Origin of the sequence: Pseudomonas fragi, assembly GCF_025426255.1 — a bacterium.
GTDB classification, from domain to species: Bacteria; Pseudomonadota; Gammaproteobacteria; order Pseudomonadales; family Pseudomonadaceae; genus Aquipseudomonas; species Aquipseudomonas kulmbachensis.
In genome coordinates this window covers 3591525-3605492 of record NZ_CP104861.1, presented here as the reverse complement: position 1 = coordinate 3605492, position 13968 = coordinate 3591525, and the positions used below count along the sequence as shown (strand labels likewise).

The window sequence follows — 13968 nt, the reverse complement described above, 5'->3', positions numbered from 1 at the left end:
GCCTGCCGACCATGGATACCATGACCGAGAACGACTATCTGATCGCCTGGGGCCTTTACGCCTTTGCAGCTTTTGGCTGCCTGCTCGTATGGTGCCGCCTGACCCGCTTCATGTGGCGCTGGCTGCGCGAACCATTGCGCGTGTTAATGGCCGTACTGCTGTTCAGTCCGACCATTATTGACCCGGTCAAAGAGCAATTCGCGCCAGCGGTGGCTATTACCGCGCTGGATCTGGCGTTTAAAGTCGGCAACAACGCTTGGCGTGCCGTCTCTGACCTGCTGATGTACGCCATTATTGCGCTGTGTCTATACGCTGTGTTTGTGTTGATCCGCTGGCCAATCGAGCGCGCCAGCAAGGCGCGCAAGGCGCAAGCCGACGCGGCAGCACAAGCCCATCAACACGATCCTGAAGACGACCAGCCATTTGGCTCGGCCGGCAATGATCGTTATGCGCCACAAGGCGCATCGCGTGCATCGGCCCCGTCCCGGGTCGAGCCGCGGCTGTAATCCTATTTCGTCGAGCCTGAATGCGAGAGTGCGAGCGTGTGTGAATTATTGGGCATGAGCGCCAACGTCCCGACCGATATTGTGTTCAGCTTTACCGGGCTTATGCAGCGCGGTGGGCGTACCGGCCCGCATCGTGATGGCTGGGGCATTGCCTTCTACGAAGGCCGTGGCCTGCGCCTGTTCCAGGACCCGGCTGCCAGTTGCGACTCCGAAGTCGCTTTGCTGGTACAGCGTTACCCGATCAAAAGTGAAGTGGTGATTGGCCATATCCGCCAGGCCAACGTGGGCAAGGTGTGCCTGTCCAATACTCACCCGTTTGTCCGTGAGCTGTGGGGGCGTAACTGGTGTTTCGCGCATAACGGTCAGTTGGCCGACTTTTCCCCGAGCACGAGCTTTTACCGTCCCATAGGCGATACCGACAGCGAAGCGGCGTTCTGTGATCTGCTCAACCGGGTGCGCGAAGCCTTCCCCGAGCCGGTCGACGTTGAGAGCATTCTGCCGGTGCTGGTAGCGGCCTGCGCCGAGTTTCGCAGCAAAGGCGTGTTCAACTGCCTGCTCAGCGACGGTGACTGGTTGTTTTGCTATTGCTCGACCAAGCTGGCGCAAATTACCCGTCGCGCCCCGTTTGGCCCGGCACGCTTGAAAGATGTCGACGTGATCGTCGATTTTCAGGCCGAAACCACGCCTAACGATGTGGTCACCGTGATCGCCACCGAGCCTTTGACCGAAAACGAAACCTGGACCCGCTACGAGCCGGGCCAATGGAGCCTGTGGCGACGCGGTGAATGCGTCAGCCAGGGCACAACCGAATAAGGATGGGCGTGTATGTTCTTGAGCTACCTGCGGTTGGTGTTGTTTACCCTTGGGCTGCTCCTCGGTGTGCAAGTGCCTGGGTTTATCAATGATTACGCCAATCGCGTTGAAGCTCATCTGATCGAGGCCCAGACCGGGTTGACGGGCTTCCAGAACACCGCCAACCAGTTTTTCAAAGGTGACCTGCAAGCGCTGGTGGCACATTACCAGGCCAGCGACGACCCGGTCTTCCGCAGCGATGCCACCAGCCTCGGCACCTTGCTCAACCGTCAGCGCCTGCTCGACGAGCAGTTCCAGGCCATGCAAGGCCCGTGGTACATGCGCGCCCTGCAAGTAGCGTATGCGGCCGACCCGGCCATCCGCCAGGAAACCCTCAACGCCTACACCTATCAGGTCTTGCTGTCGCCAAGCGCCATAGGCTGGGCTATGGCAGGGGCCTTGTTGTTCTCCTTTATGATCGAGGGGTTCTTCAGGCTGGTGGACTGGGTGGTACTCGGTGGCAAACGCCAACGCGAACGTCTGGCCCGACGCGAGCGCAGCTACTGATCGTGGGAGCGAGCCTGCTCGCGAAGATCTCAAGAGCGCACGGTAAGCTTGTAAACGCGCGCTACTGTTAACGACCTTCGCGAGCTGGCTGGCTCCCACAAAAATTTGTGCGTGTGGTTAGAAGCAATCAAATTATTTTTATGCCCGAGTCCGGCTTTTATTAGTTGGACGAACGGCGTGCGGCTGTCGAAAAATGCTCCACACCTAAACTATAAAAAGACCACAGGAGCATCATCGTGAGCCGCCTGTTATTGAACTGCGACATTGGTGAGAGTTTTGGCAGCTGGACCATGGGCCTGGATGCCGAAGTCATGCCGTTTATCGATTGCGCCAACATCGCCTGCGGCTTTCACGCCGGCGACCCGAGCATCATGCGCAAAACCGTGGCCCTGGCCTTGGCGCACGACGTGCAAATCGGAGCCCATCCTGCGTATCAGGACCTGGCGGGCTTTGGTCGCCGCTCCATGGCCTATTCAGCACAAGAAGTGCAGGACTTGTTGCACTATCAGATCGGCGCGCTGGATGGCATTTGCCGGGCGCAGGGTGCCCGGGTCAGTTACGTCAAACCTCACGGCGCAATGTACAACGACATGATGGCCAACCCCGCACAGCTGCGGGCAGTGATTCAGGCCATGGCCGCTTATGATTCAAGCTTGCCGCTGATGCTGATGGCTACCCGCGACAACAGCGCCGCCCAGGCGATTGGCGATGAGTTCGGTATCACCCTGTGGTTTGAAGCTTTCGCTGACCGCGCTTACGACAGCGCCGGGCATTTGGTCTCGCGTCAGTTGCCGGGGGCCGTGCACCACGAAGCGGATGTCATCGTGCAACAGGCTCTGACCATCGCTGCGGGCAAGGCTCTGGTTGCCAGTGATGGCAGCGCCTTGCTACTGCATGCCAATACCCTGTGTGTGCATGGCGATAACGCCAGCTCGGTTGCCGCCGTGCAGCGTATTCGCGAGGCTTTGAGCCAGCAGGCTCAGGCATGACGCTGCGTATCGAAGTGGTGGCCATCGACTGCTTGATGCTACGTTTGTTCGATGAAATCGCCGAAGCCAACATGCCGTGGATGCTGGCCGCCTGCGAACGATTGCGGGCCTGCTTCGCCGGGCAGTTGATCGATCTGGTGCCGTCCTACACCACCCTGATGGTGCATTACGACGGACTGGCGCTAAGTCCAGCTCAGGCTCGGGAGTTGATCGCCGAGGCCATGACCGACCTGCGCCCGGAAACCCAAAACCGTGGCCAGTGCCATGTTCTGCCGGTGTGGTACGACTTGAGCGTGGGCCCGGAACTCACCTTGCTGGCCCAGCGCGCAGGTTGCTCTGTGAGTGAGGTCATTCGCCGTCACAGCGAGCATCAGTACCAGGTGTTTGCACTGGGCTTTGCTCCGGGCTTTGCCTTTATGGGCCTGGTCGAAGAGGCGCTGGCCGCCCCACGCCTGAACACCCCGCGCAAGCGCGTCGCCAGCGGCAGCGTCGGGATTGCCGAGCGTCAGACCGCCGCCTACCCGGCGCAGTCCCCCGGCGGCTGGAACCTGGTCGGGCGTACCCCGAGCGCGTTGTTTGACCGTGAACGTGATGGCTACAGCCTGATGCAGCCCGGCGATACGGTGCAATTCGCGCCTGTATCCCACGCTGAATTCATCCGTTTAGGCGGTGACGATACCCCTCAGGAGGCCCTGGCATGAGCCAATTATTGATTCGAGCCAGCACGCCGTTGTGCCTGTTGCAGGACACCGGACGTTTTGGCGTGCGGCATTTGGGCGTGACCCAGGGCGGTGCCGCGGATTGGCTGTCGATGGCGTGGGCCAATTGGCTGCTGGGTAATTCGCCGGATGCGGCGGTTATCGAAATCACTCTCGGTGGCTTGAGCCTTGTTGCCCAGGCTGATTGCAGCCTGGCATTGGCGGGCGCCGACCTTGCTGCCACAGTTGACGGGCAGGCGCTGAAGCCCTGGCGCAGTTTCGACTTGAAAAAAGGCCAGACTCTCACATTTACCCAGCCGCTGATCGGCGCCCGGGCTTATCTGGCGGCTCCCGCAGGTTTCAATGCGCCTCAAGTCTTGGGCAGTTGCGCCACGGTAGCCCGTGAGCAACTCGGTGGGCCGGATGGCTTCGGTCGCGGGCTGGTCGCAGGCGATGAACTGAGTTTTGCCGGGCATGCACAGCCGCTGCGCGAACTACCCCGTGGGCTGCAACCGGTGTTCAGTGCCAATCCTGCGCTGGATGTGGTGCTGGGTGCGCAAATTGGAGCTTTCAGCGGGCAAAGTACCTTCGATGCTTTCAACAGCTCCTGGACTCTGGACGCCCGGGCCGACCGCATGGGGATTCGCTTGTTGGGGCCAGCGCTGGTCTATCAGGGCGCACCGATGATTTCAGAAGGGATACCGCTGGGGGCGATTCAAGTGCCGCCCGATGGCCAGCCAATCGTGCTGCTCAATGACCGTCAGACCATTGGCGGCTATCCGCGGCTTGGTGCCTTGACGCCATTGGCTCTGGCGCGTCTGGCCCAGTGCTTGCCGGGGGAGGGCGTGTCCATGCGGCCCACCACCCAGGAAGCTGCGCAACGTCAGATGGTGGGATTCATGCAGCGATTCGGCTGAATCACTTTGTAGATACTCTGTTCCAGGTCAAGCCCCAGTGGGAGCGAGCCTGCTCGCGAATGATCTTCGCGAACAGGCTCGCTCCCACGCTTGAAGTATCTCTGTAGCCGCTGCGCTGCCCATCGCAGCCTGCGGCAGCGGCTCCAGAGTATCTACAAGGTTCATGAAAAATCACTTCGCCAAAAACCGCATCCCTTCTTCCAGCCCGTCAAGGGTCAGCGGGTACATGCGATCTTCGATCAGGTCACGCACGATCCCGGTGGAAGCCGTGTAGTTCCACGTGTCCTTGGGGTATGGATTGATCCAGATAAGTTTTTTGTACTTCTCCATAAAGCGTTGCATCCACTTGTAGCCTGGCTCTTCGTTCCAGTGCTCGACACTGCCCCCCGCGTGGGTAATCTCATACGGACCCATCGCCGCGTCGCCGATAAAAATCACTTTGTAGTCGGCACCGTACTTGTTCAGCAGGTCCTGGGTCGAGATGCGCTCAACCTGGCGGCGTTGGTTGTTCTTCCACACCGATTCATAAATGAAGTTGTGAAAGTAGTAGTACTCCAGATGTTTGAACTCGGTTTTGCAGGCCGAAAACAGCTCTTCGCACGTCTTGACGTGGGAGTCCATCGAGCCGCCGATGTCGAACAGCAACAGCAGTTTGATGTTGTTGCGACGCTCGGGGCGCATCTGAATATTCAGCAGGCCGGCATCACGGGCGGTGTGGTCGATGGTGCCGTCGATATCCAGTTCATCCGCCGCGCCCTGGCGGGCGAATTTGCGCAGGCGCCGTAGCGCGACTTTGATATTGCGCGTGCCCAGTTCGACCTGATCGTCGAGGTTCTTGTATTCGCGCTGCTCCCAGACCTTGGCCGCCTTGCCCTGACGCGCCCCGGCATCGCCCACGCGAATCCCTTCGGGGTGATAACCACCCGAGCCGAACGGGCTGGTACCGCCCGTGCCAATCCATTTGTTGCCACCGGCATGGCGTTCCTTTTGCTCCTCAAGGCGTTGCTTGAACGCTTCGATCAGCTTGTCCAGGCCGCCCAAGGACTGGAGTTGCGCACGATCTTCGTCGCTCAGCGAACGCTCGAACTCCTTGCGCAGCCAGTCTTCGGGGATCAAGGCCTCAAGGTGTTCGTTGAGGTTTTGCAAGCCATTGAAATAGGCGCCAAACGCCCGGTCGAACTTGTCGAAATGACGTTCATCCTTCACCAGGATCGTGCGCGCCAGGTAATAAAACTCGTCCATGTCGGCGAAGGTCACGCGGTGTTTCAGGGCGTTGATCAGGTCCAGCAGCTCGCGCACGGATACTGGCACCTTGGCCGCACGCATTTCATTGAACAGGTTAAGCAGCATGCTTATCGCCTTCTTGAAAAATCAGCGATTGGGGCGACGGCTCATAAACGCCAGGCGCTCAAGCAATTGCACGTCCTGCTCGTTTTTAACCAGCGCGCCCGCCAGTGGCGGAATGGCCTTGGTCGGATCGCGTTCGCGCAACACGGCTTCGCCAATGTTGTCGGCCATCAGCAGCTTGAGCCAGTCGACCAGCTCGGAGGTCGAAGGTTTTTTCTTCAGCCCTGGCACCTTGCGCACGTCGAAAAACACGTCAAGCGCTTCGCTGACCAGCTCTTTCTTGATGTCGGGGAAGTGCACGTCGACGATTTTCTGCAGTGTGGTGCGATCCGGGAAGTTGATGTAGTGGAAGAAACAGCGGCGCAGGAAAGCGTCCGGCAGCTCTTTTTCGTTGTTGGAGGTAATGATGATGATTGGGCGGACCTTGGCCTTGATCGTTTCATCCGTCTCGTAAACGTAGAACTCCATCTTGTCGAGTTCTTGCAGCAAATCGTTAGGGAACTCGATGTCAGCCTTGTCGATTTCGTCAATCAGCAGGATGACGCGCTCTTCGGCCTCGAAGGCTTCCCAAAGCTTGCCTTTTTTCAGGTAGTTGCGAACATCGTGCACCTTGTCGACACCCAACTGCGAGTCACGCAGGCGGCTGACCGCGTCGTACTCGTACAGGCCCTGATGAGCCTTGGTGGTGGACTTGATGTGCCAGGTGATCAGCTTGCAGCCAAAGGATTCGGCCAACTGCTCGGCAAGCATGGTCTTGCCTGTACCGGGTTCGCCCTTGACCAGTAGTGGGCGTTCCAGAGTGATCGCCGCGTTGACCGCCAGCTTCAGGTCGTCGGTGGCCACATAGGCGCGAGTGCCTTCAAACTTCATCTGCAATTCCTCAAACCATAACCCGGGGCCTGCAAGGGGCAGGGCGGGACAACTAAAAAGTATGTCCGACTATAACGCGCTGCCCGCATAACGAGAACGCAGACGCGCCATTCAGTCTCTGAATGAGGCGTCACGCCATGACTGGACGCATGTAAGCGTGAGGCCTACCCTTGAGATCTTCCCAAAAGGTGCATAAGGACCCCGCCATGAGCCGCATTTTTGCAGATAACGCCCAATCCATCGGTAACACGCCTTTAGTGCAGATCAACAGCATCGCGCCGCGCGGCGTGACGATCCTGGCCAAGATCGAAGGTCGTAACCCTGGCTATTCGGTGAAATGCCGGATTGGCGCCAATATGATCTGGGATGCCGAGAGCCGCGGTGTACTCAAGCCGGGCATGACCATCATCGAACCTACGTCGGGGAATACGGGGATCGGCCTGGCGTTTGTCGCGGCAGCGCGCGGTTACAAATTAGTGCTGACCATGCCTTCATCGATGAGCATCGAACGCCGCAAGGTGCTTAAGGCTCTGGGTGCCGAACTGATCTTGACCGAGCCGGCCAAGGGTATGAAAGGTGCGATCGACAAGGCTGCTGAAATTCTGGCCAGTGACCCGGTCAATTACTTTATGCCGCAACAGTTTGAAAACCCGGCCAACCCGGCGATTCACGAAAAAACCACCGGCCCGGAAATCTGGAACGACACCGATGGTGGGGTTGACGTGCTGGTGTCTGGCGTAGGTACTGGCGGTACGATTACCGGGATTTCGCGCTATATCAAACACACTCAGGGCAAGCCGATCCTGTCGGTTGCGGTAGAGCCCATCACCTCGCCGGTGATCACTCAGGCGTTGGCTGGTGAAGAAATCAAGCCTGCTCCACACAAGATCCAGGGCATTGGTGCCGGTTTTGTACCGAAAAACCTCGACTTGTCGATTCTCGACAAGGTTGAACTGGTCAGCGACGACGAATCCAAAGCCATGGCCCTGCGACTGATGCATGAAGAAGGCATCTTGTGCGGAATCTCCAGCGGCGCAGCGATGGCCGCTGCCGCCCGTTTGGCAGAAACCCCGGAAATGCAAGGCAAAACCATTGTCGTGATCCTCCCGGATTCGGGTGAGCGTTACCTGTCGAGTTTCCTGTTTAGCGACATGTTCAGTGAGCAGGAACTGCACCCGTAACACTATGTTGCAGGCTGCGATGGGCGTAGCGCCTCGGGTCTTTGGATCTACAATGAAGGTCCTTTGGCCCTTATCGCAGCCTGCGGCAGCGGCTACAGCCGTTGCCTGACCCAAATCAAACTGTTTTCCACCTCAAAATGCATAATCATTGCCTTTGGTGTCGGTCATTGCCCTGAATATTGGTTTTTGTGGGTTTTGTCCTATGCCTGTAGTGTTTATCATGGCCGGCTGCCACGTCGGGCGATTGGTGCCGCACGGTATTTTCGAGGAGTTGTTGCATGACCTTATCCTTCGCCATCAAGGCAGGGCTCATACTGCTGTTTGTCGGCAGCATCCTGTACGTGCATTTTCGCGGCAAGGCACGGTTGCCGGTGTTGCGCCAGTTCGTCAACCACTCCGCGTTCTTTGCGCCGTACAACGCCTTGATGTACCTGTTCTCCGGCGTGCCGTCCAAACCGTACCTGGACCGCAGCAAGTTCCCCGAACTGGATGTACTCAAGGACAACTGGCAAGCGATCCGCGAAGAAGCCATGCATTTGTTCGACGAGGGCTATATTCGCGCCGCAGAAAAGAACAACGACGCCGGTTTTGGCTCGTTTTTCAAGAAAGGCTGGAAGCGTTTTTACCTCAAGTGGTACGACAAGGCGCTGCCATCGGCCGAGTTGCTGTGCCCAAAAACCGTTGAGCTGGTCAACAGCATCCCCAATGTCAAAGGCGCAATGTTTGCCTTGTTGCCGGGCGGCAGCCACCTCAACCCGCATCGTGACCCGTTCGCCGGATCGCTGCGCTATCACCTGGGCCTGTCGACTCCCAACTCCGATGCCTGCCGTATCTTCGTCGATGGCGAAGAATATGCGTGGCGCGACGGTGAAGACGTGATGTTCGACGAGACCTACGTGCACTGGGTCAAAAACGAAACCGACATCACCCGCGTCATCCTGTTTTGCGACATCGAGCGGCCACTCACCAGCCCCCTGATGACCCGGATCAACCGTTGGGTCAGCGCGCAGCTGGGTAAAGCCACTGCTCCGCAGAACCTCGATGACGAACGCGTAGGCGGGATCAACAAGGCATACGCCTGGAGTAAAACCTTCAGCGACCGCTTCAGTGGTGTGGTCAAACAGTGGAAACGCCGCAATCCCAAGCTGTACCGCATCGCCCGGCCGATATTGGCGGTTATCGTGCTGGTACTGCTGTGGCGCTGGTTGTTTGGCTGATTTCAAGAAGCACAAAAAAACCGCTCTATAGGGAGCGGTTTTTTTTGGGATTTTTCCAGTCAGCTACCCGCTAAAACACCTGCAGGTTCCTCAGCTTTACTGCCGTTGAGTGCAACGCTCAAAAAACGCTGCTGAGTGGCAGACACGGCCGCTTTGCCTGGCTCGCTCTGATTACGAGGCTTGGCTTGGTTGGAGGCGGGAGGTGTGATCGTGACAGACATATTGCCACCATTTTGATTGTTTATTGTACAGTGATGTCGATGTTAGTCGTTCTCCAGGCGGACAACAAGTCGTCCAAATGGATCGAATTGAACCCCCAGTTCCTGGTAGACCTTTATGGCTCCCTGAGCCGGCTCTTGAATTTCCAGCCACTGGCTACCGACCTTTCGCGCGTATTGTTCGACAGCAATCATCGCAATTGCGGCGATGCGGTTCTTCAGTGGATGCCAGTTGTCAGGTTTACCTTCAAGCCTGAGAATTTTGGTGCGCAAACGGCTCTGGTTGGGATTGGCGAAGCACAGACCGCACAGCTCTGAGCCGGACCAGATGGATAGGTCGAATGACCAGGGCTCCTTGGCTTTCCAGATGGGTATTTCCTCCCATGAGAAGTGAACGCCGTCTCCCCAGCCATTTAGTGCTTCAAGCGCTCGTGAATCGATGGGCTTCAATTGTACGGCTCTGTCGGGCAATGTTGTCGGCGTGTCAGCCAGTATCGAGCAAGCCGCCGCCCTGGCTTGTGATTTCAAAAGCTGGTGCTTGAGCCGGTTTCTGGGTCTTGGCATAAGGCTGATCAAGTGAAAAGGTAGCCCGCTGTTTTACTCGACTCTCGCCTGTTTTTAATCAGATGAGTCATTGCAATTAATGTCGAGCGCTGGTTATAGTCGGCGCTCGATACTTCTCTTCAAAAAGATCAGCCCATGCCGGTTTCCTTCTCACATAGCGTCGCCGTTTCAGCAGTCACTGCTGGCGTCGATCCGTGCGGAAATCAACAGCCTGCGCAGATCAGTCACTATCCCCCTCCTGTCAGCCGCACTGTGGTGTACGTCGTCGTATCGCCACCGGGTGTTGTTGCGGGCTGAGCAGATCGCTCGGCTGCCCGTACCCGTCTAAAAAAACACTGAATTTCAGCCTCGGCTGAGTTGGCTTTTTTGCCTGATGACAGGTGTTACCCATGTTTTCGATTTCTAAAGAGTCCGCGCTGGCGGCTGCGTCTACGTGCCTGTTCGTACTGCTGTGGAGCAGCGGTGCGATTTTCTCCAAGTGGGGGCTGGCACATGCGTCGCCGTTTGCCTTTTTGTTGATTCGTTTTGCCATTGCCCTGTTGGCGCTGGTGCTGATTATTCCGCTGATGAAGTTTCAGTTGCCCCGTGGCAGAAGGGCGATCAGTTATGCATTGGCTACGGGCGTGGTGTTACTGGGGGCGTATCAGATTTTTTATCTGCTGGCGCTGGATCTGAAAGTGACACCCGGGGTTATGGCTACGGTCATGGGTGTGCAACCGATCCTCACTGCTGTGATCATGGAGCGTAGGCATTCCTTTAGCCGCTCCCTGGGGTTGCTGCTGGGTCTCGCCGGGCTGGTTCTGGTGGTGTATCAGGGCATCGGCCTAGCGGGGTTGTCGTGGGCCGGGATGTTGTATGCCCTGTTGGCACTGGCCAGCATGACGGCAGGCACCTTGATGCAAAAGCGCATCACCCGGAACCCGCTAGGCACGTTGCCCCTGCAATACCTCGCCGGTTTGCTGGTGTGTGCGGTATTTGTGCCGTTTCAGCCCTTTCACTTTGAACACAGCGCGGGCTTTGTCGTGCCGGTGTTGTGGATGGGGCTGGTGGTTTCGGTATTGGCAACCTTGTTGCTGTACCGGATGATTGCCAGAGGCAATCTGGTCAACGTCACCAGCCTGTTTTACCTGGTGCCTGCGGTAACCGCGATCATGGACTACCTGATATTTGGCAACAAACTCGCAGCGTTGAGTTTGCTCGGGATGGCGATGATTATCATCGGGCTGATGTTTGTGTTCCGTAAAACCACCTGAAGCATATGCTTTTGTAGCCGCTGCCGCAGGCAGCGGCTACAGGTTCAGACCTTGGCTGCCGCCCCGGGCTTAAGCACCAGCCACAACGCCAGCGCAATCAGCAGCCCGCCATACAGATGGGCCATTGATAGCGGTTCGCCCAGAAACAGCGCGCCCCACAACACGCCGAATGGCGGGATCATAAAGGTCACGGTCATGGATTTGACCGGGCCAATGCTCGTCAGTAAGCGGAAGTACAGAATGTAGGCAAACGCTGTACACACCAGCCCCAAGCCCAGCAACGACAACCAGACACTCATCCCGCCCCAACTGACGGGTGGTTGATTGATCACGCTCAGGCCAAACAGCGGCAACAGGAACAGTGTGGCGCCAAGCATGCTGCCCAGCGCCGAAAGGCGTGGGTCAAGACCGCCTTGCTGATCCAGCCAGCGGCGGGCCAAAAAGCCGGCAAAGCCATAAAAGGTTGTAGCCAGCAGGCAGGCGAGGGCACCCATCAGCAAGTCCAGATTAAAAGCCACTGGGCCGGCCCGGGTCAGAACTCCGACTCCGAGCAGCCCGAGAAACACTCCGGCCATTTTGGTCAGGGTCAGTTTTTCGCTGAAAAACAGCCCGCCAATCAATACCCCCATCAACGGGGTGGTCGCGTTAAAGATTGACGAATAACCAGCTGGCAGTACCTGTGCCGCGACCGAGTACAGTGTGGCCGGAACCCCGGAGTTGATAACCCCCAGAATCAGAATCACCTTGAGTTTGCCGCCAAAATTCCAGCGCACGCGCATCAGCGCCAGGATCACTACCAGGCCAGTAGCCGCGATGGAGACCCGAAAGAATGCTGTAGGAATGGTTCCAAGTACCGGTGCGATGATCCGCATAAACAGAAAGCTGGCGCCCCAAATGCCTGCCAGCGACAGCATGCGCACCAAATCGACAAGTCTCACGGGTTTTTCCTTACAAGGTTTGAGCCGCGCAGTGTAGGGGATGCTGCGCGCAAGGCAATGGTTGCGCCTGCTAACAATTGGCCACTAAGCTCAGCCGTACAATAAAACCCTCACCGATAGTCGTGCAGAGGTTCCTCCATGCCCCAAACCTGGCCTGCGGCCGCCATCGCGCAAATGATCCTCGATGGTTTCGATGATTATCGTGAGCACTTTCGTCAGATCACCGACGGCGCCCGCGCCCGTTTTGAAGGGGCGTTGTGGCAAGCTGCGCAGGCCGCGTCGGCGGCACGGATCAATCTGTACGAGCAGAAGGTCAGTGAAATCAGGCAGCGCATGCAGGGCGCTTTTGGAGATCAGGATTTGCTGGATGCCGAGCAATGGCCGCGGGTCAAAAGTGCTTATATCCGATTGATAGACCTGCGCTTTGACGATGAGCTGGCCGAGACCTGGTACAACTCGACCTTCTGCAGCCTGTTCAGCCACGACCTGATCAGCGATGGCTGCATGTTTATTCACACTACCCGGCCCGTATTGCGTCAGGCCCGTGCTGCACAAACCCGTACCTATCGCCCTGCCGGGCAGTTGCATAACGCGTTGGCGCAGATTTTTAGCGACTTTGCCTTCGATGAGCCTTACGCCGATTTGCCGGGTGATCTGTTCAGGCTCGCTGCCCAATTGCGCGAAAGCTTGCCCGACTGGGTGTGCAAAGACCCGCAGTTGAGCATTGAGCTGTTTTCGTCGGTGCTATACCGCAACAAGGGGGCGTATCTGGTGGGACGCCTTTATACCCAGGACGAGCAATGGCCGCTGGTGATCCCGCTGCTGCACCGCGAAGGCCGGGGGGTTCAGATTGATGCGTTGATCACCGACGAAGCCGAGGTGTCGATCATCTTCTCGTTCACCCGCTCGTATTTCATGGTGGATGTGCCTGTACCTGCGGAGTTTATCGGCTTTCTCAAGCGTATCCTGCCGGGTAAACATGTCGCGGAGCTGTACACCTCAATCGGCTTTTACAAACACGGCAAGTCAGAATTTTACCGGGCGTTGATCAATCATCTGGCCACCACCGACGACCGTTTCATCATGGCGCCAGGGGTACGTGGGATGGTCATGACCGTGTTTACCCTGCCGGGCTTCAACACGGTATTCAAACTGATCAAGGATCGTTTCTCACCGTCGAAAAACGTCAATCGCGCCACAGTTATTGAGAAATATCGCCTGGTAAAAAGCGTGGACCGGGTAGGGCGTATGGCGGACACCCAGGAGTTCGCCGATTTTCGCTTCCCGATGAGTAAGTTCGACCCGGAGTGCCTGGCCGAATTGCTGGAAGTTGCGCCTTCAACCGTGGTCATCGAAGGCGATCAGGTATTGATTCGCCACTGCTGGACCGAGCGACGTATGACCCCACTTAACCTGTATCTGGAAAATGCCAGCGCCGCACAGATCCGCGAGGCGCTGGAGGATTACGGCCTGGCGATCAAACAACTGGCGGCGGCCAATATTTTTCCCGGCGACATGCTGTTGAAAAATTTTGGCGTCACTCGGCATGGCCGCGTGGTGTTCTACGACTACGACGAAATCTGCTATCTGACCGAGGCCAACTTCCGACATATCCCGCAGCCGCGCACCCCCGAAGACGAAATGGCCAGTGAGCCCTGGTACTCCATAGGGCCGCTGGATGTGTTTCCTGAAGAGTTTCCGCCGTTCCTGTTCGCCGACGCTGGCCAGCGCCGCCTGTTCAATGAGCTGCATGGTGACCTGTACAACGCCGATTACTGGAAAAGCCTGCAAGCTGCGATTCTGGAGGGCAAGGTGATTGATGTGTTTCCTTACCGGCGCCGAGGCTGATCGCTCGCTCCCACACAAGAGGCTCTGTTTTGCTCGCAAATCTGCGACAATCCGCCCCCTGCA

14 protein-coding genes are annotated in these 13968 nt (G+C 57.6%); 10 read left to right on the top strand and 4 right to left on the bottom strand.

Features of this window, described 5'->3' with window-relative positions; genetic code table 11:
• Positions 1-11 precede the first annotated feature (11 nt).
• The 6 genes from N7D90_RS16760 to N7D90_RS16735 all read left to right on the top strand — a co-directional run bounded on the left by N7D90_RS16760 (position 12) and on the right by N7D90_RS16735 (position 4469).
• On the top strand, positions 12-506 hold the full coding sequence (locus tag N7D90_RS16760; RefSeq protein WP_261739057.1) for an MFS transporter: 495 nt from the start codon (positions 12-14) through the stop codon (positions 504-506).
• Positions 507-542: 36 nt separating this feature from the next.
• Positions 543-1319 carry a class II glutamine amidotransferase gene (locus N7D90_RS16755; protein ID WP_261739056.1) on the top strand — a complete coding sequence of 259 codons (777 nt, stop codon included), beginning with the start codon at positions 543-545 and terminating at the stop codon, positions 1317-1319.
• A gap of 12 nt (positions 1320-1331) precedes the next feature.
• Complete coding sequence (locus tag N7D90_RS16750) at positions 1332-1865, top strand: DUF2937 family protein (RefSeq protein ID WP_261739055.1); 534 nt, start codon at positions 1332-1334, stop codon at positions 1863-1865.
• Between the two features lie 236 nt (positions 1866-2101).
• Entirely contained in the window at positions 2102-2854 is a 753-nt protein-coding gene (locus N7D90_RS16745) for a 5-oxoprolinase subunit PxpA (RefSeq protein WP_261739054.1), read from the top strand.
• Positions 2851-3555: a 5-oxoprolinase subunit B family protein gene (locus N7D90_RS16740; RefSeq protein WP_261739053.1), complete on the top strand. Its 705-nt coding sequence runs from the start codon at positions 2851-2853 to the stop codon at positions 3553-3555. Before N7D90_RS16745 ends, N7D90_RS16740 begins: the two co-directional genes overlap by 4 nt.
• Positions 3552-4469: a biotin-dependent carboxyltransferase family protein gene (locus tag N7D90_RS16735; RefSeq protein WP_261739052.1), complete on the top strand. Its 918-nt coding sequence runs from the start codon at positions 3552-3554 to the stop codon at positions 4467-4469. Before N7D90_RS16740 ends, N7D90_RS16735 begins: the two co-directional genes overlap by 4 nt.
• Before the next feature lie 171 nt (positions 4470-4640).
• On the opposite strand, the gene N7D90_RS16730 is transcribed toward N7D90_RS16735, so the two are convergent.
• Together N7D90_RS16730 and N7D90_RS16725 are read right to left on the bottom strand one after the other, a co-directional pair.
• On the bottom strand, positions 4641-5819 hold the full coding sequence (locus N7D90_RS16730) for a vWA domain-containing protein (RefSeq protein WP_261739051.1): 1179 nt from the start codon (positions 5817-5819) through the stop codon (positions 4641-4643).
• A 21-nt stretch (positions 5820-5840) separates the two neighbouring features.
• Entirely contained in the window at positions 5841-6686 is an 846-nt protein-coding gene (locus N7D90_RS16725) for an AAA family ATPase (RefSeq protein WP_261739050.1), read from the bottom strand.
• A 206-nt stretch (positions 6687-6892) separates the two neighbouring features.
• Here N7D90_RS16725 and cysK point away from each other — a divergent pair, with 206 nt between their 5' ends.
• Together cysK and N7D90_RS16715 are read left to right on the top strand one after the other, a co-directional pair.
• Positions 6893-7867, top strand: a complete 975-nt coding sequence (gene cysK / locus N7D90_RS16720; protein WP_261739049.1) for a cysteine synthase A — start codon at positions 6893-6895, stop codon at positions 7865-7867.
• Between the two features lie 278 nt (positions 7868-8145).
• Complete coding sequence (locus N7D90_RS16715) at positions 8146-9084, top strand: aspartyl/asparaginyl beta-hydroxylase domain-containing protein (RefSeq protein WP_261739048.1); 939 nt, start codon at positions 8146-8148, stop codon at positions 9082-9084.
• A 263-nt stretch (positions 9085-9347) separates the two neighbouring features.
• Here N7D90_RS16715 and N7D90_RS16710 read toward each other — a convergent pair whose 3' ends face one another.
• Entirely contained in the window at positions 9348-9830 is a 483-nt protein-coding gene (locus N7D90_RS16710; protein ID WP_315968120.1) for a hypothetical protein, read from the bottom strand.
• Positions 9831-10255: 425 nt separating this feature from the next.
• On the opposite strand from N7D90_RS16710, the gene N7D90_RS16705 reads away from it, so the two are divergent.
• Positions 10256-11119, top strand: a complete 864-nt coding sequence (locus N7D90_RS16705) for a DMT family transporter (RefSeq protein ID WP_261739045.1) — start codon at positions 10256-10258, stop codon at positions 11117-11119.
• Between the two features lie 44 nt (positions 11120-11163).
• On the opposite strand, the gene N7D90_RS16700 is transcribed toward N7D90_RS16705, so the two are convergent.
• Positions 11164-12033 carry a DMT family transporter gene (locus N7D90_RS16700; protein WP_405046648.1) on the bottom strand — a complete coding sequence of 290 codons (870 nt, stop codon included), beginning with the start codon at positions 12031-12033 and terminating at the stop codon, positions 11164-11166.
• A gap of 162 nt (positions 12034-12195) precedes the next feature.
• On the opposite strand from N7D90_RS16700, the gene aceK reads away from it, so the two are divergent.
• Complete coding sequence (gene aceK, locus N7D90_RS16695; protein ID WP_261739043.1) at positions 12196-13905, top strand: bifunctional isocitrate dehydrogenase kinase/phosphatase; 1710 nt, start codon at positions 12196-12198, stop codon at positions 13903-13905.
• Positions 13906-13968 lie beyond the last annotated feature (63 nt).

Coding starts and splice junctions, on each gene's coding strand:
- N7D90_RS16735 (WP_261739052.1), top strand. CDS start 3,552: ATGAGCCAATTATTGATTCGAGCCAGCACGCCGTTGTGCCTGTTGCAG.
- N7D90_RS16750 (WP_261739055.1), top strand. CDS start 1,332: ATGTTCTTGAGCTACCTGCGGTTGGTGTTGTTTACCCTTGGGCTGCTC.
- N7D90_RS16705 (WP_261739045.1), top strand. CDS start 10,256: ATGTTTTCGATTTCTAAAGAGTCCGCGCTGGCGGCTGCGTCTACGTGC.
- N7D90_RS16760 (WP_261739057.1), top strand. CDS start 12: ATGGATACCATGACCGAGAACGACTATCTGATCGCCTGGGGCCTTTAC.
- N7D90_RS16700 (WP_405046648.1), bottom strand. CDS start 12,033: ATGCTGTCGCTGGCAGGCATTTGGGGCGCCAGCTTTCTGTTTATGCGG.
- cysK (WP_261739049.1), top strand. CDS start 6,893: ATGAGCCGCATTTTTGCAGATAACGCCCAATCCATCGGTAACACGCCT.
- N7D90_RS16730 (WP_261739051.1), bottom strand. CDS start 5,819: ATGCTGCTTAACCTGTTCAATGAAATGCGTGCGGCCAAGGTGCCAGTA.
- N7D90_RS16725 (WP_261739050.1), bottom strand. CDS start 6,686: ATGAAGTTTGAAGGCACTCGCGCCTATGTGGCCACCGACGACCTGAAG.
- N7D90_RS16740 (WP_261739053.1), top strand. CDS start 2,851: ATGACGCTGCGTATCGAAGTGGTGGCCATCGACTGCTTGATGCTACGT.
- aceK (WP_261739043.1), top strand. CDS start 12,196: ATGCCCCAAACCTGGCCTGCGGCCGCCATCGCGCAAATGATCCTCGAT.
- N7D90_RS16715 (WP_261739048.1), top strand. CDS start 8,146: ATGACCTTATCCTTCGCCATCAAGGCAGGGCTCATACTGCTGTTTGTC.